The organism is Virgibacillus doumboii (genome assembly GCF_902806455.1).
Classification (GTDB): domain Bacteria; phylum Bacillota; class Bacilli; order Bacillales; family Amphibacillaceae; genus Lentibacillus; species Lentibacillus doumboii.
The window spans coordinates 99,113-121,064 of record NZ_CADCWQ010000001.1; the positions used below are offsets into that span (position 1 = coordinate 99,113).

Sequence of the window (21,952 nt, forward strand, 5' to 3'; positions counted from 1 at the left end):
GAATAGGCTCCATGTCCGAATGAGACACGGAGCTTTGTCTCACCTTCGCAGTTTTGCAATCAAACGCAGAATTTCAAGGTAAAGCCAGACCAATGTCACCATCAGCCCGAATGCACCATACCATTCCATATATTTTGGTGCCTGGCGCTTTACACCTCTTTCAATCAGGTCAAAATCAAGTGCCAGATTCAATGCAGCCACAATAACAATCCCAACGCTAATCAGGATGCCGATTGGGCCGCTGTTGTGCAGGTATAGGACATCATGCATTCCAAACAGTCGCATAATGAAGGTTGCCAAATATGCGAGTAAAATGGCACCTGTTGCACAAAGTACGCCAATCCTGAATTTTTTGGTAACCTTGATCAGTCCGGTTTTGTACAACAGTAACATGAAAAGAAGAACGCCAAATGTCAGCATTGCAGCCTGCATAGTTATGCCATAATACTGTGATTCATACATTGCTGATATTCCGCCGAGTACCAGGCCTTCAGCAAGTGCATATGGAATAGACGTAAACGGAGAAGCCTTTGGAACAAAAATTGTAATCAATGCCAGAATAAACCCGGCAATTAAACCGAGTATCAGTAAGCCTGTCACGGTAGAGGTGTTACCATTGAAATATTGATTCCAAGTGAATAGTGCCGTGATAAGCAAAGCGAGAAACAAAAACATCGTCCGATTAACTGTTCCCTGCAAGGTCATCCGGTTTGCAATATAATCTCCGGACTGAAACGCTTTATTGCTCCATGCCGGATTTGCAGTTTGTGAATAGGATCCTAAACGAGCCAAATTAATCACTCCTCTCAAACCTATTGTATGCTTGTTTATTACATATTAGGAGGTACTTATCTATGTCTAGTCACAAAACAATTCAATCATCTGGAATGTACTGGATGAGACAAGGAGTCTGTCTTTTTGTCTCCTCATCACATTAAATTCCTCATAATGACATAAGCCATGTACAGTACATACGCGGCAACCAGTATCATGCCCTCAGTTTTTCCGACTCTGTAGCTGGTTCTTGAGAAAATGAGCAAGAGCCCGGTCAGGAGGATCATTAATAAGGAATCAGCGAAAACCTGGCTGTCAACAGCAAGCGGTGAAATAACAGAGGCACTTCCGAGAACGAGCAGGATATTAAATATATTACTTCCGACGATATTTCCGACTGCAATCTCACTTTCTTTTTTGACAGCTGCCGTGACAGATGTTATCAATTCCGGTAATGACGTGCCGACTGCCACAATGGTCAGTCCAACCATGGTTTCGCTCATTCCAAATGAAATGGCGATGTCTGTTGCATTACTGACAACCAGTTCCCCGCCAAAAATAATTGCTGCCAGACCACCAATCGTTAATGCGATGTTTTTTACCCATGAATTTGTTTTGCTGTCCTCGCTTTGATCGTTAACTTCATCTTTGGATGTTCTGGCAACTTCGAACAAATAGTATAAGAAAATCGCAAAGAACAGCAGGAAAATCAGTCCGTCACTTCTTGTCAGCAGGTTTTCTCCCAGCGACTGAAGGCGGATATCACTAATCAGGATAAGAAAAGCTATACTAGCTAATAAGGTAAACGGGATCTGTTTGCGGATGGTCTCCCGTTTTACTGACAGCGGATTCAGGATTGCTGTCAGACCAACAACCAGCGTAATATTAAAAATATTGCTTCCGATTACATTACCAATCGAAACGCCCGCACTTTCCTCCAATGCAGCAACAATACTGACGGTTCCTTCCGGCGAGCTTGTACCAAACGCTACAATTGTTAAACCAATCAATAATGGGGAAACATGCAGTGCCCGGGCGATTTTTGAAGCACCTTCAACAAAGAAATCAGCACCTTTAATTAGCAGAGCAAATCCCACAATTAATAACATATAAGTCACACGAACCTACCCTTTCAAACTGGACTAAGACTAGTTTATACCAAAAGTTGGGTTAACACTATTATTTTCTGAAAGACCAAATCTGCAAAAAAGATAATACGGAATATTATGCAAATTGGCAACAATAAGGAGGAATTTCCCATTTTTTGACGAAACTTACATATAGAGAGATAAGTAAGGCATTGGGGGTGTTAACGTGGCATGGCTTAATCGAGGGGATTTACGTATTCATTATGAATGGATTGAATCGGATAACCCGCATACAGAAGAAACAATGCTTCTGGTACACGGGGTAGGACTGGATTACTACTCGTGGGATTTTATTATTCCTTATTTCCGCAAGAATTATCATATTGTACGATACGATTTCAGGGGACATGGCGGAAGTGATGCGGGTGACGAGAAACTGACAGTTGAATTGTTATCTCAGGATCTGAATCACCTTATTTCTGAACTTCGGATAAAGTCATTACATATCGTTGCGCAGGGATTTGGCGGGTTGATAGCTATACATTCTGCGGCACAAAATGTACATATTCTAAAAACGCTTGTATTAATTGCAGTCCCGATTCAGTATCCGAAGCAACTCGCGGACAAGGTTGTGAATGGCCGAAAAGAAAAGATCCAGGGACAGCAGTCAGTATTGACACTGGGAAAGGAAATAGTAAAGTCAATTTGTTATCCCTCTACTGAAGAAAAAATCAAACCATTGCTTGATGCTTACCGTAAAGTGTCACCTGAAGTTTATTTTGCGCTGTTTCATTCGGGAGAGTTGGAAGCTGCTTTAGACAAGTTTCAGCGTATCGAAATACCAATTCTTATTTTATCAGGCTCGGAAGACACGACATATCCCCCGGAACTAAATAGTGCAAATCTGAATTTCAATTACAATGCGAGGTATTTTACCGTTCCGTATGCTTCGTTTATGATTCAGATGGATCAGCCGAAAATAACATTTGATTGGATTAATCGTTTTATTGAAAAAAATAAGGGTAACAGAAATACGTCTGAATACGACTTTCATAAAGACCTCACAATCCAAATGTATACAGAAATCAGAGGGAGGATGAATCAGAAGGAAGCCCCGGTTCGAACGGCTAATCAGCTGAAAGTAAATATTATGCATGGTTTCAGTGTTCATATTAATGGCAGGAGAATTACGGAGGGATGGGGGAAACGAAAAGCAAAACAAATTCTCACTTACCTTGTCATTCAGGAGTCAGCAACCCGCGATGATTTATGTGATGTTTTTTGGCCGGAAGTTAATATAACAAACGCCCGTAACCGGCTGCGTGTCTCCTTACATTATTTGAAGCAGCTGTTGGCCGTAAATGATAAAGGTAACAGCCTGCCGATACTCGTCACCGAGCGGGAACACGTTTATTTGCAGGGAGAAATTCAATCCGATTTGCTCAACCATATAAAAGCAATCAAAGATGCCCATTTGACGAAAGAAGCAAATGAAAAAGGAGAAAAATATAAACAAATACTAAGTGAGAGAACAGATAATCCGATGCCAGGCTTGTATGAAGACTGGTTTTTGAAGCAGCGTAATTGGATTGAGAGTGAATGGGAAGAAATGGAGAAACACCTTACTGATTCATAATATTTTTTTACAATACGCTTGATTGTAATGATGCTGTAATGGCGAATCTGTTATTATATCTTTTACAGAATTTTCACGCGTCGGTAGCAGGAGAAAGGAAGAAAACAGAAAAAGGCAAACCTGTTGAAAAACAGGGACGCAAAGTCACAGGTCTAAGGTTTAATGGAATTATGATGGCTGGGCTGCCTGAAATGCGAATGTATTTTAGGAGGGGGAGTATGGGGGAGGAAGTAATTACAGGACTTGATCGGGAGTGGGTAGAACTGATTTCGGAGGCGAAGCGGCAAGGAATAACCAAGGACGATTTGCATGATCTTTTCAGTGGAAGCGGCAAAAAATGTGTTATGGAGGATAATCTAATCGTCAGTATTAAAAACAGACCCGCTTGGCAGAGTAGTCGAAAGTAATTTAAAGAGAAAATATGAGAATAAAACATTCGCCCTTTCTGATGAGGAAAGGCTTTTTTTGTGCCAAAAATATTCCAGTACTATAAAAATCAGGAAGCAGTAAAATAATGAAATGGCTATCTCGCCGATATGGCTCCAATCCGACCTCCAGCCTCTGACTTCTGTAAAAACGAGGCGAATGCCGAGTTTCTCTGTTTGACAGGACGGGATTATTTATTATATAGTTAATTCAACAATGTTGAATCAAAATAAACTTGATTGAATAGTATATAGAAACGGATAAATTTTTCATAATCAGCAAGGTTTTTGCAAATGCAAATACCTATTTATGTATCAATGGTGTAAGCGCATTCATAAACTATTTTTTAAAAATTAGAGGAGGGTGAATCATGGGACGTTGGCCGGAGTTTGTTCAGATTAAGGAAGTTGGACCGCGTGACGGACTGCAGAATGAGAAGAAACATGTTTCAACGGCAGACAAGGTGCACTGGATTAATATGCTTTCCGATTCGGGAGTTAAGGAAATCGAGTATTCATCATTCGTTCATCCGAAGTGGGTACCTGCGTTATCTGATGCGCACGAAGTCGGTCAGAAAATCAAGCGCAATCCGGATGTCCGTTATTCTGCACTGGTTCCAAATATGAAAGGCCTGGAACTTGCACTGGAAGCTGGCATTGACGGCGCCTCCGTATTCATGTCCGCCAGTGAATCGCATAACAAGAAAAATATTAATAAATCAATTGATGAAACGTATCCGATACTGCAGGAAGTCATTAATGAAGCAAAGCAAGCCGGCAAACATGTAACGGGTTATGTATCGACCGTATTCGATTGCCCGTATGAAGGTAAAATCACACCTGAACAGGTCGTTCGTGTTTGCGATAGACTGTTCGAATTTGGCGTTGATGACATTTCGCTTGGTGACACGATTGGCACGGCTGTACCTTCACAGGTCGACCAGCTTCTGGATGTTGTACTCGCGCGTTTCTCAAAAGAAAAAATAATTATGCATTACCATGACACAAGAGGTATGGCCATTGCCAATATTATGGCGTCAATGGAATATGGAATTACCCGCTTTGACAGTTCAATCGGCGGTCTGGGCGGTTGCCCGTATGCTCCGGGTGCTGCGGGTAATGTGGCAACGAACGATGTATTATACTTGCTGCACGGACTTGGAATTGAGACAGGAATGAACGATAAAAAACTTCAGGAAGCAGCACTTTATATTCAAAATAAACTTGGAAAAACCCTTCCGAGTAAGTCGCTTGCATACACCGCAAGCCAGCTTTGAAAGTGTCATCCGGGTGAACGGGAAAAGGATAGTTGACAGCTATAAAAGTCATTATTTTCGTTTAGCGTATCGGAAATGATGACTTTCTGTTTTTTTGCGTAACACCCGTTCTTGCCTTAACAAAAAAAATAATCTATCCTAAGATAAAAGAACATCGTAAACAATTCGAAGGCGGAAGGAGAGAATTCCCATAGACATACAAAACATTGGAAAAAAAGTAAAACAAGCACGCGTGCGTTGCAAAAAAACACAGCAGCAAATAGCAGATCAGTGCGGCATCTCCAAAAGCCTGTTGTCAAAAATAGAAAATGGACAAACATCATCCGCCGTTGCAACGTTATCGAAAATCAGTGAAGCAATGGATGTACCACTGTCCTGGGTCCTGGACGGGCATCCTGAAACAGATCTTGTCGTGCTTCCAAAAGCAGAACGGCGAATAAGTGCGAACGATGAAAATATGGGGTATTCCTTTGAACTGCTTGCGAACAGATCCCGCTTTTCACGGATTGAGCCGACAATAGTACATGTCACCCCAAAGGACACAAATCTGAGGCATGAACCGTATACCCATTCACAGGACGAGTTTATTTATATTGTGGAAGGCTCGATTGATTTGTTTTACGACGGGGAAAAGCAGATCATGGAAAAAGGGGATACGGCTTATTTCAGAGGTGTCAAACCGCATTTATTCATCCCGGTGGATAATGACGGGGCCAAAGTGCTGACAGTATTTATTGACAGTGACGCCTAGGTTGCAGCAAACAGAATGCGCGGACATTTATTCCGTTATTTATAGTAAAAACACTGTTTTGACGATGTTTACGGACATATGTTCCGCTAATCATCAAAAAAAGCAGCAATTCCTTTCAGATTTTGTTTGCTAACGGAAAATATGTCCGGCAAAACAGTAAATTCAGTGTAATTTTTAAAAATAACGGAAAATATGTCCTCCAAAAAGGCGATACCAAATAATAACAAAACGCTTGAACGCAATTTGCCGGTTCAAGCGTTTTTTCTATACGTATTGTACGTTTTTCTTTTTGAAACCGGTACTGACAATGAACACAAGTCCGTAAACCAATGACATCAATAAGCCGTATGCTCCATAACTCATCCCGAATGCAATATTTCCGCCAAACAACGGTGTAATAAAGATCAGGTAAAGCGGATACTGGATGGATGCGATCATATCCAACAGCACATTATTGTACATCAGGTGTTCAAATCTGGTGATGACAAATACGATTATCCCAGAAGTGACGCCAGCAATTGTAAAGATCCTGAATATCTTATTTCCTTTTCTGGCGTACAAAAATAAAATGAGCACAAACAAAAGTGATACAAGTAAGTTCAGCATATTCATATTTGAGTCAGGATGCTTAATGGAAGGCATAAAATTGACTGAAAATGCCAATGAATAGGACAAAATCAATACTAATAAGAGCTTATAGTTCATACTAATTCCCCTTCATATATTTACTCTACAAGTTATTTTACCATAAAAAACCAAACAGAATTCGAAATTCTTTAATAAATTCAAAATAAATAGGCCTTTTGATTTATTTATGAAGGAAAAAAGTGTAAAATAAAGACAAGGAGGGAGTACGATGTATACGGTAAAGGTTATAAACGAACGGAAAAAAATTGCAATGCTGAAATGGGAAGGTATGGTAAAGGAAAGTGAAGTGAAAGAGGCAACAAGGGAACTGGATGCAGTATATAAGCAATTTGGAAGTCAGAAATTTTATTTAATGGTTGATGTAAAAGACATGAAAGTTTTCAGTCCTGATGCCAAGGTCGCAATCGGTGAGCAGCAAAAATGGATTCGGTCAAAAATCCACAAAGTTGGCGGCGTAATGGATAAAAAGCTGATTGAGAGACAGCTGGAGGAAGTCAGCAAGGAATCAAAAGTTGATGAACTCGAAGTACCATTTCCAAGTTATGAAAAAGCCTTGGAGTTTTTGGATGACCTAGCCTCTAATAAATCGGAAGTTTAGCCGATATAAAAAGAAACATCGCGTTTAGGGGGTAGGGATTTGATTAAAAATTTGTTCAAAAAAGAAGTACATACACCTGTAGAACCTGAGATTCAAAGCAATGAGTCGGAAGAAAAGGAAATTGAAATAAAAGAAAAGCTGAATCAGTTTTCCGGTAACTTGGCTTCGTTGGCAGAGAAGGCAAACTCGCAGGCAAATGAAAATAAAAACTACGTTGACAGTATAACAGACAGCTCGGTGAAACAGGCTGAGAAATCCATGCAGAATACGCTCTTAATAGAAGAACTGAATGAGCTTATTTCCAAAATCGATGATAGGTCCGGAAGTGTGGAAATAAAGATCGATAAAACAAAAAAAACCACTGAAGATGGAGAAGAAACAATCATCAAGCTGAAAAATATTTCGATGGAAAACCTGGACATATCTCAGCAAATTGTCACGGATATATTAGATTTGAATAAGCAGATTGAACAAATTAGCACTTTCACAGAAACGATAAAGAAAATTGCTAAACAAACCGATTTATTATCGTTGAATGCGTCTATTGAGGCGGCAAAAGCCGGAGAATACGGAAGCGGGTTTGCAGTCGTGGCCGAAGAAGTACGGAAACTGGCGGAGCAATCAGCGACTGCAACGAAAGATATCGAGGAAACAATTGTGGTTGTTGAAGAACAGGTCAAACACACGGTTGAGCACATTGAAAAAACGAATGATATCGCCGGTAAACAGGATGAAGTCGTAAAGGAGACCAATGAATCCTTTAATAATATCGTTGCTACGGTTGAAGAAATCAAAGAAGCATTATTAATGGTGAATGAAAGTGCAAATGAAATCAGACAAAAGAATGAAGAGTTGAGCAATAATAATGTAGAAATCCAGGAAATCAGCGAAGAAAACACAGAACAAGCATACCAGTCAGCTGAAAGTATGGAAGAATTAACGAATTCCACGAAAGAAGTGGCAAAACATGCGGAGGAATTGGCTGATTATGCTGGGGACTTTGAAAAAGAGAAGATTGGAACGAGCTAATGAAAACCGCTGCACCCTTAATGAGGATGCAGCGGTTTTTTACGCTGGAAAAATTATTTTGCAATAGGTTGTTCCTTTTTCCGTTTCGCTTCCGATTTATTAATGATCGACGTTCCGGCCAAGTCACCGGTAACATTCAAGGCAGTACAGCCCATTCCGACAAGTACATCAATGGCAGTCAATAGTCCGACTGCTTCCATTGGCAGTCCTACCTGTGCAAAGACAGTGGCTATCATAATAATGCCGGCACCGGGAACTCCTGCAGTACCAACAGATGCCAGTGTACCAATCAGTACGACCTGCAGCATGTCGGCAAAGCTGAGCGGGTCACCGATTACATTTGCTGCAAAGACAGCTGATACAGCTATACGGATAGCCGCACCATCCATATTCATGGTGGCGCCTAATGGTAAGCTAAAGCCATAAAGGCTCTTGGACAGCTTCAAATTTTTCGCAGCATCCAATGTTATTGGCAATGTACCCGAACTGCTTTGTGTAACAAAAGCAGTTACCATAGGTGTGCGTGCCTTTGAAAAGAATTGTTTTATATTTACTTTTGATAAAATCATGAAAATAATGTAAAACACAAGCTGAACTATTAGTGCAACATAGAGTACGCCTACCATACTGCCAAGTTCAATTAACGCATCTGCCCCCTGGTTGCCGACGACATCTGCAATAATGGCAAAAATCCCGATTGGTATATATTGTATGATAACCCGCATGATGTTCAACGTTGCTTCATTTAATCCATTTACAACGTTATAAACACTTTCGCCGAGTTCACCATATTCTTTTGACGACCTTAAAGCAGAAATCGCAATTCCAAACGCAAGTGCGGTGAAAATAATTCCCAGCAGATTGAGTTCACTGAAAGCAGTTATAATATTTTCCGGAACGATACTTAAGATAACACTTGTGACGCCTGGATTTTCAGGTACTTCAAATTTTTCGCTTGTATCAAGCGTCATCCCGGTACCCGGATCGAACAAGCTCGCGACAGAGATTCCAACGATGATGGCGAAAGCAGATGTGAGTACGTAATATCCAAACACCTTTCCGCCCATGCGCCCCAGATCACCCATTTTTGACTGATTGACCCCGACAATTAATGTAAACAGTACAAGTGGTACAATCAGAAACTTAAGCAGACGGAGCAGCAAATCCCCGAAAGGCGCCAGGACAGATGCATCCGGTCCAAAGATTAACCCGACGATAATACCAAGAATGAGTGCAATGGTGATTTTCAAAATAAGCGACGCCTCAATATAACTTCTCCAAATGGCCTTCATATAATCCCCCTTTGTATTAAGCATATATTTAAAAGCTCCGATTAACAAAGCTTTTTAATATTAATCCTATAAAATTAATCGGAATTCAATTATTCAACATACAGCACATCCTATGCATTGTCAAAACCACTGCTCATGTTTCTACGTGTTTTATTTTCCCCAATACTGCTGGAAAAAACAGATAATATTTGGGAAAGAAGGTGATTTGGAAATAAATGTCGAAATGTACTGGAAGAGGTGACTAATATAATGAATAATGTGCTGTATGATTATTACGTAGAAAAAACAGGGAATGGGAAACCGGTTATTTTCCTTCCTGGAGGAGGATTTTCCGGGAACGAGGGACTCAATATTGCTGTGTATCTCCAGAATGACTATGAAACACATATGATGGACCTGCCGGGTTTAGGCAAGGGAATGGGAATCCAGGCAAACCGTATCACTTCGCTTGAGATGGCAAAATGGTTGAAGGAGTACTTGGACCAAAAGCAAATCGACAAAGCTAATCTGATTGGCCATTCGCTGGGAGGAGCCGTTTTATTGGCATTTACTTTTCATTTTCCAGACAGGGTAAATAAGCTGGTGCTGCTTGATCAGGGCCATAAGCCATTTTCAAGAATTCCAAAATCAGAGTTTGGTGTATTTGCGTACGCCTTTCCGGTGTTGAATTTTTTTACAATGATTTTTGGAAAGCCTGCTTTAAACCTGCTGAGTCCGTTATTTTCAGGAGATCAAAACAATACCGATTTTGAGTTGGAAGTACAGCGTTTTTGTAAAATGGTTTCTATTGAGGATAGTGAGTATGTGCGAAAAGCATTACATAATCAAACTGCTGTTTCAACAGATGGATTAAATCTGATGTTTGGATTTTATAATTTAAATTTGCCTGAAATGCTCAAGGGTGTAAAGGTTCCGACATACCTTGCCTATGCGACGTTTGATGGAGTAAATGAAGGCGAACAGGCATCTACTCATAAGCACATAAACAAATTGCAGCAACACAAGCAGCTTCCAATTTCATACCGTGCTGTTGATGGTGGCCACTATGTACACTGGAGTGATCCATCGCTTTTGGGCGATATAAGATTATTTTTTCAAGGAGAATAAAAGATGAACAAACAATTTTGGCAAAGCCTTCGTGCAACTGATTACAAAATTCCAACAGGGTTCAACATTTCTGAACTTACGGAGGAGCTGAAAGGTTACCTTGGTTCGACTGACCCTGTATTACGTGATGAAATTGCATTTCCAACTATATGTGAATGGATGGATCGGGATTACTATTCAAAAGAGGAAATGAAGCAACTAATGAAGGAAATGATGCTAAATCTGAAATCGGGACTTGGCGAAAGGGAGACAGACACTGTTTTTCTGAGGTCATTTTCAGTGTTAATCCTAATGGGGATCGTTGAATACGATAATGAGAGACAAATTCTTGGAAAAGAGGATGTTCATACGCTTTTGAAAAATGCAGTTGAATATTTTAATCACGAACATGATCTTCGGGGTTATGTTCCTGAAAAAGGCTGGGCACATTCGACAGCACATGCCGCTGACCTCTTGGGATCATTGGCACGAAATCGCCGTATGGAAGAAATGGATTTACAACATATCCTGATGACGATTCAAAACAAGCTAATGCAAAAAGTTAACCATACCTATGCAGCAGCCGAGGATGAACGGCTGGCTTTTGCTGTCTTCAGTTTACTCAGGAGGGAGCTGGTGGAGTTATCATTTGTTGAACAATGGCTGCGGAGGTTTTCCACCTTCCACGGAAATAAATGGCTGGACCATTTAGATACTGACGGTGGCGGTAGTGCTTATACGAACACGAAGGGGTTTCTCCGCAGCCTTTATTTTCAAATTCTGCTTAATGAGGATTCATTTAAAGCAGCTGATGAATGTCTGTCAATCCTAATCAAAACGGTAAAAGATATCAATTCCTGGGTCTACGAGCTGGATTAAGCAATTATTTTTGAATGAACATCTGTGTCCAGTAGTTGCCGTCTGCTGTATATCCAACACCAATATGGGTGAAATTCTCATTCAATATATTTTCCCGGTGTGCCTGACTATTCATCCATGCGTCAACAACCTGTTGGGGTGTTTGCTGACCCCTCGCAATGTTTTCCCCTGCCGATTGATAAGATACATCAAATTGACGCATCATCTCAAACGGGGATCCATATCTTGGACTGGTATGTGAAAAGTATGATTGGTTATTCATATTCTGCGACTTTTTCCTTGCAACCCTGCTAAGCTTTTTGGACACCTGTAATTCAGACAGACCTTTGTTTCGTCTTTCCTGATTTGTTAATTTAATGACAGTTGATGCATATTCATTAATGGATTGCTGTATTTGCGGTTCATCCTGGTTTCTTCCGTCCGTCTGATCTTCCTGCTGACCTCTCTCCTGCTGAATACGCTGCTGCTGATTTTGTTCCTCTCGTCTTTGAAATTCTCTCGGCTCTCCATCAGTGTTCCGGTTTTGGTCACGCTCATCCAATCCGAACATGCCAAAAGGAAAATTATTATTATCCCTTTGACGAACATTCTGTGTGGTGTAATTTTGACTTGGTTTGTCCGTCTTTATCGTTGAAATAAGGTTGGTGTCATCATCATTCTGACTTTGCGGTGTATTGTCATTACACGCTGTCAGAACCAGAAATAGTAAACATATCAGGCCTGCAAACAATTTAACTGATTTCATTACTCCTACATCTCCTTATGCCTGTTTTTGCTTACTATTTCCTTCTGTGAAAAAAATATATATGGAAAATAAAAGCAGGCTTACATCTTTTCGTTCAGATTTGCCAGCTGTGCATCAAATTCATTCTCCGGGTCATTTAGTGCGAAAACCCGTGCTGTTTCAGATCCTTCGTTTACGTGCTGGATATAGATCTGTTCTCCGTTGTACATAACGTTTTTCATATTAGCTGATTGTGCAATTTCTTCTGCTCGTTGCCTGTTCATATAAATATCCTCCTTGTTATGGACCATCTTCAAATAAACCTTGTAAATCAACCTGCTGTTCATTGTGCATCTCATCAAGTGGGAATATGGTTGCCATTTCACTATCCGTATTTACTTCCTGTATATAAACGGGGATACCGTGATATTTTACGTTGATCATTGTTATGGAATCCATTATCTCCTGTACACGCTTACTTTCCATAGTAATCTCCTTTCTGCGGCCTCACGTATATTTTTTGCGCGGCAAAAGGTAATATACAAGGATGAAATAACCAATTCCCTTGTTGTATTGAAGCGTATTTTGTCGTAATATTTTCTCTGTATGGAGGTGCAGCTTTGTTAGGCAAAAAAGGGTTTTTTCAGAAATTTTATTATGGTTGGTTTATCGTATTTATTGGCGGATTGGGAATTTTCTTCTCCGGTCCAGGTCAAACCTATTCCAACTCGGCATTCATTGATCAATACATAAACGATTTTGGCTGGTCACGTACAGAGGTTTCCAGTTTATATTCATCAGCCACACTCGCTGCCGGTCTTATTATGATGTTTGTTGGGCGTTTCATTGACAGATTTGGTCAGCGCTTCATGATGGTGACATTGGGTACGGTTTTCGCCTTTGCCTGCTTTTTCAACAGTATGGTCACGAATATGTTCATGCTGGCAATTGGCTTCTTTTTGGTACGTCTGTTAGGTCAGGGAACGATGTCACTGATTCCGAACACGCTTGTTGCCCAATGGTTCGTGAAAAAAAGAGGACGTGCCTTCAGCTTTATGACAATTGGGAGCTTTCTAAGTGCGATGCTGTTTCCGATTGTTAATACGTGGATTATTCAGACATGGGATTGGCAAATTGCCTGGCGTTTCTGGGGTGTGATGCTCCTCGTTGTATTTGTCCCGATTGCTTTATTCGGTGTTCGCAACCGCCCGGAGGAAATGGGGCTTGAACCGGATGGATTTAAAGCTTCTTTGGACGAAGGAAAAGGGCCAGTTATGGGCACGGCTCTTCCTGAAGCTGAGGAAGATTGGACGCTGAAAGAAGCAATGCGTACCTGGGCTTTCTGAGGTATTTTAATTAGCGTCGGCATACCGGCAATGATTAACACAGGAATTACATTTCATATTATTTCGATTTTTGATACGAACGGGCTGTCCCCGGCAATTGCCGCGATGGTATTAAGTTTAATGGCTATTGTGGGACTTCCGATGTCACTTATTTCAGGGTTTATAACTGAAAAAATCCAAACGAATTATCTGCTGGCAATTGTTTTTGTGATTGAAATTATTTTCCTTATATTGCTTTTGATGACAAACAGTCTGCTGATGGCGGTTGTGTTTGGAATATTATGGGGTATCGCAAATGGCCTGGAGCGGATTGGCATGAACGTCATCTGGCCGGATTATTTTGGGAGAAAATATGTAGGCAGTATTAACGGTGTAGGCATGACAATGGTGGTAATCGGTTCATCACTCGGGCCACTGCCGTTTGGTGCAGGTTTTGATATTTTCCATAATTACACGCCGGTTCTGCTTACATCTCTAATTTTCCCGGCAATGGGTCTTATTTGTGCACTACTGGCGCGAAAGCCTGAAAAAGCTAAGCTGGAAGCAAAATAACTATAAAGCGGTGAAGGTGATGTTAAAAGATACAGGCGAACGGGTTATTCCCGAAAAGATGAAAATAACCAATGATTTACTGATTGAGCATGTGGCAAGGTACCAGTTTGCATGTGAATATGCGTATGGACGTGTGCTCGATTTTGCAAGTGGTACCGGCTATGGAAGTCATATGATCGCAAAAAAATGTAAGGAAAGCGTACAGGAAGTTGTTGGTGTTGACCTCGATTCGGAGGCGGTGAAATACGCACGTGCCACCTATTTTCACCCGCTTTCGAAATACGTGGAAGGCGATGTAACGGATTTAGAATTGCCGGGGGAATTGGGGCAGTTTGATTGCATCCTCAGTTTTGAAACAATTGAGCATGTAGAAGATGAAAGGCAATTTTTAGCGAGTATTTATCAGATGCTGAAACCTGGAGGGACCCTCATTTTGTCGACTCCATTTGGCAAGGGGCGTGGCATACCAAGCGGACAGCCGTTCCATGTCCACCAACTGACTGTTGATGAGTTTAAGGATTTGTTTCGGAATTACACATCCGCACATTATTATTTTCAAAAAGGTGCACTTATAACGCCTGCTGCGGGAGAACTTGAAACTGAATATCCACTTGGTATCGCCATTTGCCAAAAATAAGTCTGCCTGGGCAGGCTTTTTTTCATGTTTGTCTCAGTTGTTCGCGGACATATGTTCCGTTATTGAACAAAAAAAGTGCAGTTAGGCTGCAAATGTAACCAGATAACGGAAAAAATGTCCTCCAAAACGCAGATAGGGTGTTATTTTAGATGGATAACGGAATATATGTCCGCCAAGAATTCAGAAGCGACCCACATGTTTGTATCGGCTTCTGATTATTGACTTTTTAAAAAATTTCAAATATGTTTAAACTAACAATCTGCAGAGAGGGAGATATAATCTTGTATCATGATGTAATCGTAATTGGAGCAGGACTTGCAGGGTTAGTTGCCACAAAAGAGCTTGCAGATGCCGGTAAAAAAGTGCTTCTTTTGGATCAGGAGCCTGAAAGTTCATTTGGCGGACAGGCATGGTGGTCCTTTGGCGGTCTGTTTCTAGTCGACTCACCGGAACAGCGCCGGATGGGAGTAAAAGATTCAAAAGAACTGGCATGGCAGGATTGGCTTGGTACGGCAGGTTTTGACAGGGAAGATGACGAGGATTATTGGGGGAAGAAATGGGCAGAGGCGTATGTTGATTTTGCTGCCGGGGAAAAACGGGAATGGCTCCGGGAAATGGGAGTACGGTTCTTTCCGGTAGTTGGCTGGGCAGAACGTGGTGGGTATGATGCAGAGGGACACGGGAACTCAGTGCCCCGTTTTCATATTGTATGGGGAACAGGTCCTGGAATTGTCGCCCCATTTGAAAAAAGTGTGCGCGAACATATGGAAAATGGGCTTGTGGAATTCCTTCCAAGACATCGCGTTGACAACCTTATCATCCGCAACGGCAAAATTGTCGGAGCAGGAGGGGCGGTTCTCGCGCAAAGTTCAGCTGACCGTGGTGAAGAAAGCAATCGAGACATAATTGATGACTTTGAGTATGAAGCTGAGGCTGTATTGGTGACAAGCGGCGGGATTGGTGCAAACTTTGAGTTGATCCGTGAAAATTGGCCGAGCCGTCTTGGCAAACCTCCCCAAAATATGATTTCTGGTGTCCCGGCACATGTTGATGGACGGATGATTTCCATTACAGAGGAAGCAGGTGGACGAATCGTTAACCGGGACCGGATGTGGCACTATACGGAAGGAATAAAAAATTGGAACCCGGTCTGGTGGAAACACGGAATACGAATACTCCCGGGACCATCATCGTTATGGCTGGATGCTACCGGAAAAAGGCTACCGGCTCCTAATTTTCCGGGCTTCGACACACTCGGTACACTTGAAACAATTCAAAAAACGGGTTACGACTATTCCTGGTTCATTTTGACGCAACGAATAATTGAACGTGAATTCGCACTTTCCGGCTCCGAACAGAATCCTGATTTGACCGGAAAAAGCATTAAAAAGTTATTAAGCCGTGTCCTTCCAGGTGCTCCTGATCCGGTTAATGCTTTTATGGAAAAAGGTGAGGATTTTGTTGTTGCTGATAATATTCATAATCTTGTTATCGGCATGAATAAACTGACTGGAAAAAAGATGCTGGATATCGAGCATATTAAACGTCAGGTCGAAGCGCGGGACCGTGAAATTGATAATACGTTTACGAAGGATCTCCAAATAACGGCGATGCGTGGAGCACGAACATATCGTGGGGATAAATTAATCCGGGTTGCTGCTCCACATAAAATGCTCGATCCGAAGAATGGCCCGCTGATTGCTGTCAGGCTGAACATCCTCAGCCGTAAAACATTAGGCGGACTACAGACAGATTTATCGGGAAATGTGCTGAATGAAGCAGGTGAAGCCATTCCCGGTCTTTATGCAGCCGGTGAGGTCTCTGGGTTTGGTGGCGGTGGCGTACACGGATATCGTGCGCTCGAAGGAACATTTCTTGGCGGTTGCCTGTTCACCGGTCGTGAAGCAGGACGGGCAATAGCGGAAACATTGAAATAATGGGACATTCAAATGAACGTGTGAAACTGTGGCAGACTGGTGTCTGTGAAGCGTTGATGGAAGTGGGTTTATTGTTTAGAAACAATAGGACCAGTTTCTTGAATAGCACTTAATAAGGTAATTTGATATGTATGTTAAAATATAACGAGGATTATGAAATGATTTAGCTATTAATAACAAATAGGGGGATTGAAAATGGATGTCAAATTTCCGATTGGGCAGTTACAAGTTCCTGAAAAAGTTACATTAGAAAATATCCAAGAATGGCTGAAGCAAATCGAAACTTACACGATTCGGTTAAGGGAAACGGTTGATGCATTAAGCGATGAGGAATTAAGCAGAACATATCGTGATGGCAGCTGGACAGTTCGCGGGCTTGTTCATCACATTGCAGATTCTCAGTTGAACATGTATCAACGTTTGAAGCTGGCTTTAACAGATGACAATCCAACAGTACCAGCTTTTGATCAAGAAAAGTGGGCTGTTCAGCCGGATACAAAACTTCCTGTAGAAAGTTCTGTTAAACTGCTGGAAGGTATAAATGAGCGTATCGTATCTTTAGGAAATAGTTTAACTGAAGAGCAATTAAATCGGGCTTTTACTCACCAGCAAAACGGTGACATTACAGTCGCAACAAAAGTTGCAAAATTAGCTTGGCACGAAGAGCATCACCTGGCCCATATAAAAATCGCATTATCAAAATAATACAATGTGTATGGAATGGACTTATCGAAGTTCGGTAAGCCAATTTTTTACAATAAGGAATAATTACAGAAGTTTTATTCAACAAAAGGGTGCGTCTAATTGAAAAAGCCGGCTCGGAAATGTCTTAACATTCTTGAGCCGGCATATTATTAATTTCCTAATCATGTTAAATTCACAATTTCTAATCCTTGCCCCTGCAAATACTCAATAATTTGAGGCAGTGCATCGATGGTAGCCTGGGTTTCGTGAAGAATGATAATCGACCCGGACATGTCAGATCTCTTTATATAATTTATGATCCTATTGGCATTTTCACTTTTCCAATCTTTCGGGTCCTTATTCCATAACACCATTTTCCTGTTATGTTCATTGATTAAGTTCTGTGTCAGTTGGTCATGTTTTCCATATGGTGGTCTGAAAAGGTCAACTTCTTCATTTATAATAGCTTCAACCAGTTGTGTTGCTTTCATTACTTCATGTTCCTGTTTTTTATAAGAAAGCTGTGAAACATTTACATGGTTCATCGAATGCGTACCGATTGAAAAACCATTGGAATTTACATAGCGGACATATTCAGGATTTTTTTTCACATTCATTCCGATGAAGAAAAATGTGCCGCCGACTTGATACTCTTTTAAAATATCAACGAGCTTTTTGGAGTATCTCGATGGGCCATCATCGAAAGTAAGCGCAACACTTCCATCAGGAATACTGTATGTCAGTCCGTTACCGAGTTCGACCAAGGGAATTTCAGATTGTTCAGCGGGCTTGTCTTTCTCCGGATCGGCTGGTTTGGTACTGGTTGATTCGGTATTGGTCGAGTCAGTTTTTGACTCGGGTTCCTCGTTTTCCACATTAGCTTTACTTTCATTCATTTTTGCTTCAGCTACTACTTTTTCGTCCGTAGATTCCTTTTGAGCAAAATATGTATGTCCGGAAAATCCAATCAAAACGATTGATATAACACTGATACAGGCTGCAGCAACCCATGTGAATTTATGATTTTTTCTTTTGGGCTGCGTTTTTTCCGGCTCCTGAAGTTCCTGTACCTGTTTTGGTTCTTCCTCTTGTGGTAGATTCATAGATAAAAATGATAGATTATCCATGCTGTTTATTTCCTGACGTTTAATGGCTTCCAAAGCTTTTACATAATCTTCCGAGCAGGTAAAATAAACCTTTTCACTCTGATCCCGATACGTTCTGTTCATAAAGGAAACGTACTGCTCCTTGCCGTAGTCCCAGGAGCCATTGAAGGATAATCTGTATCTGTAATTTCCATCAAATACAGTGGCAGCTTTCAGGTTTTCAGCTGTAGCATTATCAATTTTCCATAGCAATTCCAGATCTTGATCAGAGGCTATTCGTATTCGTAAATAAGATTGTTCAGCATGCGTTTCAATGTTTAATAGTTCAATTAATTTATTATAAAAGACTGCCATGATTTCCTCCCTTCCCCCGCAATAAATAACTCAAAACACGCTGTATCACTCGGATGATTCGGATGAATTATCATTTGCCTTTGGAGAAAAGGAAAAAGACATGCGCTCGGTAAAGTCATTAATGGTCTGCATTAACTCAGCTTTTTCTTCACTGATTTTTTCGTAACGTTCGTTATATTTCTGATTTTCGATTTCCAGGTTTCTTACCTTTTCTTCAAGCTCTTTGATTTTCAGCATACTCTGATACTGAGCATTTGTTGATTCTTCACTAAGTTTTGCGTATTTATTACTTTCCGTTTCCAGTTCGTTGGCGATTTTTTCGTACTCATTGTTGGATTTACTCTGATATTCCTTATAATCCTCGAGCAGCTGATCATAGTTCATCTGTTTATTGGTAAGACTGCCTTCCAGCTCACGGATTTCCTTATTTTTTTCCTGAATCAGCTGATCTTTTTTCATGTCTTCATGTTTATATCGGTTAATCGTATCATTTGCAGTATGTAATTGATCCTTAAGACCTTTGCTTTTATACTGGAGCAATTCCCTGTCCTTAAGCATATTTTCCAAAGAAACGACTAAATCCGAAGCTACTTTATCCTGGCTATCCCTGGAAAAAATATTCCGGTTTTCAGACGTACTCACTTGCTCATGTTCATCTTCTGCAGTGGTCTGCTGCTCTTCGGTTACTTCAGTTGCAGCATGCTGTTCTGTGCTGGTTTGTTCTGCCTGCGTTTGATTTGACAAAACACCTTTAAGCCAGCCCATAGACTTTCTATCCACATCCTTAGACACAATATCATCTCCTATGTAAAAAAATTAGGTTTACTCTATTAAAATTGATGTTATATAAAATAGTCAGCCCTTCTTATATCGACTGAATTTGTATCATTATTAGGTAAACACACGTCTATTTTTCATTCTAATACAATAGTATTCGACAAAAATACCTATTTTCCTCCAATTATACAGTATTTGTGTCGAATTGATTAGTATTATTTTACTAGATTATTAAAAAACATTAAAGGCTGTCCCAAAAGCAGCAATTTACTTTCAGAAACAGCCTTAATATTAGTGGTCACTTGTCAATTCGGTGAGCCTATCTGTTTCTCCTTCGATTACCGTGGCAAGCCGTTTGTTCACGCCGAGGCTGTTAAAAATTGATAAAACACTCACCGGGTCAGTCGCACTCATGACAGAAGCAAATACAAATGCTGCCGGGATGGAAAGCTGCAGTAGCCACATGGAAGAAAAGCCAATAACAACAAATGATAAAAAAGTTCCGCCAAAAGCCAGCAAGAGAATCGGTTTTTTATTATCATACAGATGTGAAAAAGGAAGCTTTAATGCGGCTTCGCCTAATAACGCAGGCAGGAACAGCGTAATCACTGCAAAGTTAAAAACTTCCCCTTCTGTAATAAATATATTTACTGGTTCGGGAATAGGAATATTGATAAGTCCAATAATATTACCTGCAATAACAAGCGCGATCGGATAAGGTCTTTTAAATACTTTTGCAATCGCTGTAATTCCGGCTGCAATCAAAACCAGTATAAGAACAAACGAGAATATCTGGTGTAAATCGATCCCCTGCATGGCATGTAACCTCCTAATCAATTATTTTCTTACCAATAGCTAAAAAATACAAAGAATTTATGCTTCTGGTAAAAGAAAACATGACATTTGTCATACCTCCTGCTTGACGTTTATGACTTCTATTGCCTGTACATTTTGTCTAGGATAAAGTATAGAATAATTGACGATTGCAGGAGGAAATTATGAGTAAACAAAAACAGGTACAATTAAAAAAGAGCGTCGCAACCTTTGCGAACCCTGATATAAGGGCAAGTGTCCGGCAGTTAATCAATACAATACTCCCATTTCTGCTTATTTGGTTTTTGGCATACCAAAGCTTGTCGGTCTCGGTATGGTTAACTCTGGCACTAGCAGTTGTTGCTGCAGGATTTGTCATTCGAATTTTTATTATTTTCCATGATTGTACACATGGATCGTTTTTTAAAAATGGGAAGGCAAATCGGATTGTTGGTACAATCACTGGAATCATAACGTTGTTTGCCTTCGAAAAATGGAAGCGAAGTCATGCGATTCACCATGCGACCAGCAGTAACCTGGACAAGCGTGGTACTGGTGATGTATGGGTCATGACGGTTGATGAATATGTTGCTGCATCATTTTGGGGCAGGCTGGCATATCGTCTATACCGAAACCCAATCGTTATGTTCGGATTGGGTCCAATTTATCTTTTCTTAATTTCAAATCGTTTTAACCGAAAAGGGGCAAAACGGAAAGAACGAATGAATACGTACCTGATTAATGCATCGGTTGCAGTGATATACGCATTATTAATCTGGGCGATTGGCTGGCAGGCTTTCCTGATTATTCAATTGCCAATTCTGTTCATTGCAGGTTCACTGGGGATATGGTTGTTTTATGTCCAGCATCAGTTTGAAGATTCCTATTTTGAAAATGAAGATGAATGGGATTTTGTGAAAGCAGCCGTTGATGGAAGCTCCTATTACAAGCTTCCAAAAGTGATGCAGTGGATGACCGGAAGCATTGGTTTCCATCATGTTCACCATTTAAGTCCGCGAGTACCTAACTATAAATTGGAAGAGGCACATGAATCCACCCCACCATTACAGCAGGCAACAACGATAACATTGGCATCCAGCCTGAAATCAATTCGTTTTCGTCTGTTTGATGAAGAGAACAAGTCATTTGTAAGCTTCAGAGAGATAAAAGACAGGCTGAAAAAAAGAAAATCCGGAATACAAATGAGCACGGGAAGATCAAGTATTCAGGAAAAATAGTTATCTTAGTGAAAGGCTGTTTTCTAAAAAATTGTTGTTTTTGGTGTAATCCAGAGAATAGAACCTTAGTTTATAATTTCCGTAAAAAGCGAATTAGATTTGATTTGTTTATTAGGCTCTTTGGCTACCGCAGCTGAAATAGACTCGCTTTCCGCGGGAAGCTGGTGAGCCCCCTCAAGCTATCGCTTTTCGGGGTCTCACCTAGGCTTTTCTTCCTGCAGGAGTCTTGCCTATTCCAGCTGCTGGTTTTAAGGGTTAAATCATTTTAGTTACTAAAAAATATTGATTTACCAAGATAGAA

General features: G+C 40.7%; 24 protein-coding genes and 1 riboswitch. Of the genes, 14 read left to right on the plus strand and 10 right to left on the minus strand.

Translation table 11 applies throughout. The annotated features are described in order from the left end of the window. Positions 1-39: 39 nt before the first annotated feature. Complete coding sequence (locus G6R02_RS00440) at positions 40-792, minus strand: Bax inhibitor-1/YccA family protein (RefSeq protein ID WP_164667279.1); 753 nt, start codon at positions 790-792, stop codon at positions 40-42. Between the two features lie 137 nt (positions 793-929). Further along, a complete protein-coding gene (locus G6R02_RS00445) occupies positions 930-1,892 on the minus strand; it encodes a calcium/sodium antiporter (RefSeq protein WP_164667280.1) in 963 nt (320 codons plus the stop codon). Between the two features lie 196 nt (positions 1,893-2,088). On the opposite strand from G6R02_RS00445, the gene G6R02_RS00450 reads away from it, so the two are divergent. The 4 genes from G6R02_RS00450 (at position 2,089) to G6R02_RS00465 (ending at position 5,951) form a co-directional block, all read left to right on the plus strand. Further along, positions 2,089-3,498, plus strand: a complete 1,410-nt coding sequence (locus G6R02_RS00450) for an alpha/beta hydrolase (RefSeq protein WP_164667281.1) — start codon at positions 2,089-2,091, stop codon at positions 3,496-3,498. Positions 3,499-3,601: 103 nt separating this feature from the next. Then, positions 3,602-3,688, plus strand: a riboswitch (cyclic di-GMP riboswitch). Positions 3,689-3,716: 28 nt separating this feature from the next. Next, positions 3,717-3,905, plus strand: a complete 189-nt coding sequence (locus G6R02_RS00455; protein WP_164667282.1) for an anti-repressor SinI family protein — start codon at positions 3,717-3,719, stop codon at positions 3,903-3,905. 389 nt (positions 3,906-4,294) lie between these two features. Further along, positions 4,295-5,200, plus strand: coding sequence for a hydroxymethylglutaryl-CoA lyase (locus G6R02_RS00460; protein ID WP_164667283.1), 906 nt, complete (start codon positions 4,295-4,297; stop codon positions 5,198-5,200). Between the two features lie 205 nt (positions 5,201-5,405). After that, entirely contained in the window at positions 5,406-5,951 is a 546-nt protein-coding gene (locus tag G6R02_RS00465; protein WP_281347118.1) for a helix-turn-helix domain-containing protein, read from the plus strand. A 264-nt stretch (positions 5,952-6,215) separates the two neighbouring features. Here G6R02_RS00465 and G6R02_RS00470 read toward each other — a convergent pair whose 3' ends face one another. Then, entirely contained in the window at positions 6,216-6,656 is a 441-nt protein-coding gene (locus G6R02_RS00470) for a hypothetical protein (RefSeq protein WP_164667284.1), read from the minus strand. Between the two features lie 151 nt (positions 6,657-6,807). Here G6R02_RS00470 and G6R02_RS00475 point away from each other — a divergent pair, with 151 nt between their 5' ends. Together G6R02_RS00475 and G6R02_RS00480 are read left to right on the plus strand one after the other, a co-directional pair. Next, positions 6,808-7,197 carry a hypothetical protein gene (locus tag G6R02_RS00475; RefSeq protein WP_164667285.1) on the plus strand — a complete coding sequence of 130 codons (390 nt, stop codon included), beginning with the start codon at positions 6,808-6,810 and terminating at the stop codon, positions 7,195-7,197. A 39-nt stretch (positions 7,198-7,236) separates the two neighbouring features. Beyond that, a complete protein-coding gene (locus tag G6R02_RS00480; RefSeq protein ID WP_164667286.1) occupies positions 7,237-8,226 on the plus strand; it encodes a methyl-accepting chemotaxis protein in 990 nt (329 codons plus the stop codon). Between the two features lie 53 nt (positions 8,227-8,279). Here G6R02_RS00480 and G6R02_RS00485 read toward each other — a convergent pair whose 3' ends face one another. Continuing rightward, positions 8,280-9,518 (minus strand): dicarboxylate/amino acid:cation symporter, encoded by a 1,239-nt coding sequence (locus tag G6R02_RS00485; RefSeq protein ID WP_164667287.1) that lies wholly within the window; start codon positions 9,516-9,518, stop codon positions 8,280-8,282. A 249-nt stretch (positions 9,519-9,767) separates the two neighbouring features. Between G6R02_RS00485 and G6R02_RS00490 the strand changes: the two genes are divergently transcribed. Beyond that, on the plus strand, positions 9,768-10,625 hold the full coding sequence (locus G6R02_RS00490) for an alpha/beta fold hydrolase (protein WP_205520018.1): 858 nt from the start codon (positions 9,768-9,770) through the stop codon (positions 10,623-10,625). Positions 10,626-10,628: 3 nt separating this feature from the next. Continuing rightward, the gene (locus G6R02_RS00495) at positions 10,629-11,483 is read left to right on the plus strand and encodes a DUF2785 domain-containing protein (RefSeq protein ID WP_164667288.1); all 855 of its coding nucleotides are present in this window, start codon (positions 10,629-10,631) and stop codon (positions 11,481-11,483) included. Between the two features lie 4 nt (positions 11,484-11,487). On the opposite strand, the gene G6R02_RS00500 is transcribed toward G6R02_RS00495, so the two are convergent. From G6R02_RS00500 to G6R02_RS00510, 3 genes are all read right to left on the minus strand, one after another. Then, the gene (locus G6R02_RS00500) at positions 11,488-12,228 is read right to left on the minus strand and encodes a CAP domain-containing protein (RefSeq protein WP_164667289.1); all 741 of its coding nucleotides are present in this window, start codon (positions 12,226-12,228) and stop codon (positions 11,488-11,490) included. A gap of 80 nt (positions 12,229-12,308) precedes the next feature. Further along, entirely contained in the window at positions 12,309-12,491 is a 183-nt protein-coding gene (locus G6R02_RS00505) for an H-type small acid-soluble spore protein (protein ID WP_164667290.1), read from the minus strand. Positions 12,492-12,507: 16 nt separating this feature from the next. Further along, positions 12,508-12,693, minus strand: a complete 186-nt coding sequence (locus G6R02_RS00510) for an H-type small acid-soluble spore protein (protein WP_164667291.1) — start codon at positions 12,691-12,693, stop codon at positions 12,508-12,510. A gap of 134 nt (positions 12,694-12,827) precedes the next feature. On the opposite strand from G6R02_RS00510, the gene G6R02_RS20290 reads away from it, so the two are divergent. The 5 genes from G6R02_RS20290 to G6R02_RS00530 all read left to right on the plus strand — a co-directional run bounded on the left by G6R02_RS20290 (position 12,828) and on the right by G6R02_RS00530 (position 17,384). Next, the gene (locus tag G6R02_RS20290; RefSeq protein ID WP_343032885.1) at positions 12,828-13,553 is read left to right on the plus strand and encodes an MFS transporter; all 726 of its coding nucleotides are present in this window, start codon (positions 12,828-12,830) and stop codon (positions 13,551-13,553) included. A 30-nt stretch (positions 13,554-13,583) separates the two neighbouring features. After that, complete coding sequence (locus G6R02_RS20295; protein WP_343032886.1) at positions 13,584-14,105, plus strand: MFS transporter; 522 nt, start codon at positions 13,584-13,586, stop codon at positions 14,103-14,105. A gap of 19 nt (positions 14,106-14,124) precedes the next feature. Then, positions 14,125-14,742 carry a class I SAM-dependent methyltransferase gene (locus tag G6R02_RS00520; protein ID WP_164667292.1) on the plus strand — a complete coding sequence of 206 codons (618 nt, stop codon included), beginning with the start codon at positions 14,125-14,127 and terminating at the stop codon, positions 14,740-14,742. 281 nt (positions 14,743-15,023) lie between these two features. Further along, positions 15,024-16,679, plus strand: a complete 1,656-nt coding sequence (locus tag G6R02_RS00525) for an FAD-binding dehydrogenase (RefSeq protein ID WP_164667293.1) — start codon at positions 15,024-15,026, stop codon at positions 16,677-16,679. A gap of 195 nt (positions 16,680-16,874) precedes the next feature. Continuing rightward, the gene (locus tag G6R02_RS00530; RefSeq protein WP_164667294.1) at positions 16,875-17,384 is read left to right on the plus strand and encodes a YfiT family bacillithiol transferase; all 510 of its coding nucleotides are present in this window, start codon (positions 16,875-16,877) and stop codon (positions 17,382-17,384) included. Between the two features lie 161 nt (positions 17,385-17,545). Here G6R02_RS00530 and G6R02_RS00535 read toward each other — a convergent pair whose 3' ends face one another. From G6R02_RS00535 to G6R02_RS00545, 3 genes are all read right to left on the minus strand, one after another. Beyond that, positions 17,546-18,823, minus strand: coding sequence for a polysaccharide deacetylase family protein (locus G6R02_RS00535; protein ID WP_164667295.1), 1,278 nt, complete (start codon positions 18,821-18,823; stop codon positions 17,546-17,548). A 45-nt stretch (positions 18,824-18,868) separates the two neighbouring features. Then, positions 18,869-19,615, minus strand: coding sequence for a hypothetical protein (locus tag G6R02_RS00540; RefSeq protein WP_164667296.1), 747 nt, complete (start codon positions 19,613-19,615; stop codon positions 18,869-18,871). Positions 19,616-19,891: 276 nt separating this feature from the next. Further along, positions 19,892-20,416, minus strand: a complete 525-nt coding sequence (locus tag G6R02_RS00545; RefSeq protein ID WP_246202479.1) for a cation:proton antiporter domain-containing protein — start codon at positions 20,414-20,416, stop codon at positions 19,892-19,894. 182 nt (positions 20,417-20,598) lie between these two features. Between G6R02_RS00545 and desA the strand changes: the two genes are divergently transcribed. Then, the gene (gene desA, locus G6R02_RS00550; protein ID WP_164667297.1) at positions 20,599-21,651 is read left to right on the plus strand and encodes a Delta(5) desaturase DesA; all 1,053 of its coding nucleotides are present in this window, start codon (positions 20,599-20,601) and stop codon (positions 21,649-21,651) included. Positions 21,652-21,952 lie beyond the last annotated feature (301 nt).

Bases quoted from the DNA above. Each gene is read 5' to 3' on its own strand.
- G6R02_RS00455 (WP_164667282.1), top strand. From the start codon at position 3,717: ATGGGGGAGGAAGTAATTACAGGACTTGATCGGGAGTGGGTAGAACTG.
- G6R02_RS00460 (WP_164667283.1), top strand. From the start codon at position 4,295: ATGGGACGTTGGCCGGAGTTTGTTCAGATTAAGGAAGTTGGACCGCGT.
- G6R02_RS00470 (WP_164667284.1), bottom strand. From the start codon at position 6,656: ATGAACTATAAGCTCTTATTAGTATTGATTTTGTCCTATTCATTGGCA.
- G6R02_RS00475 (WP_164667285.1), top strand. From the start codon at position 6,808: ATGTATACGGTAAAGGTTATAAACGAACGGAAAAAAATTGCAATGCTG.
- G6R02_RS00485 (WP_164667287.1), bottom strand. From the start codon at position 9,518: ATGAAGGCCATTTGGAGAAGTTATATTGAGGCGTCGCTTATTTTGAAA.
- G6R02_RS00490 (WP_205520018.1), top strand. From the start codon at position 9,768: ATGAATAATGTGCTGTATGATTATTACGTAGAAAAAACAGGGAATGGG.
- G6R02_RS00495 (WP_164667288.1), top strand. From the start codon at position 10,629: ATGAACAAACAATTTTGGCAAAGCCTTCGTGCAACTGATTACAAAATT.
- G6R02_RS00500 (WP_164667289.1), bottom strand. From the start codon at position 12,228: ATGAAATCAGTTAAATTGTTTGCAGGCCTGATATGTTTACTATTTCTG.
- G6R02_RS00505 (WP_164667290.1), bottom strand. From the start codon at position 12,491: ATGAACAGGCAACGAGCAGAAGAAATTGCACAATCAGCTAATATGAAA.
- G6R02_RS00510 (WP_164667291.1), bottom strand. From the start codon at position 12,693: ATGGAAAGTAAGCGTGTACAGGAGATAATGGATTCCATAACAATGATC.
- G6R02_RS20295 (WP_343032886.1), top strand. From the start codon at position 13,584: ATGATTAACACAGGAATTACATTTCATATTATTTCGATTTTTGATACG.
- G6R02_RS00520 (WP_164667292.1), top strand. From the start codon at position 14,125: ATGTTAAAAGATACAGGCGAACGGGTTATTCCCGAAAAGATGAAAATA.
- G6R02_RS00530 (WP_164667294.1), top strand. From the start codon at position 16,875: ATGGATGTCAAATTTCCGATTGGGCAGTTACAAGTTCCTGAAAAAGTT.
- G6R02_RS00535 (WP_164667295.1), bottom strand. From the start codon at position 18,823: ATGGCAGTCTTTTATAATAAATTAATTGAACTATTAAACATTGAAACG.
- G6R02_RS00545 (WP_246202479.1), bottom strand. From the start codon at position 20,416: ATGCAGGGGATCGATTTACACCAGATATTCTCGTTTGTTCTTATACTG.
- desA (WP_164667297.1), top strand. From the start codon at position 20,599: ATGAGTAAACAAAAACAGGTACAATTAAAAAAGAGCGTCGCAACCTTT.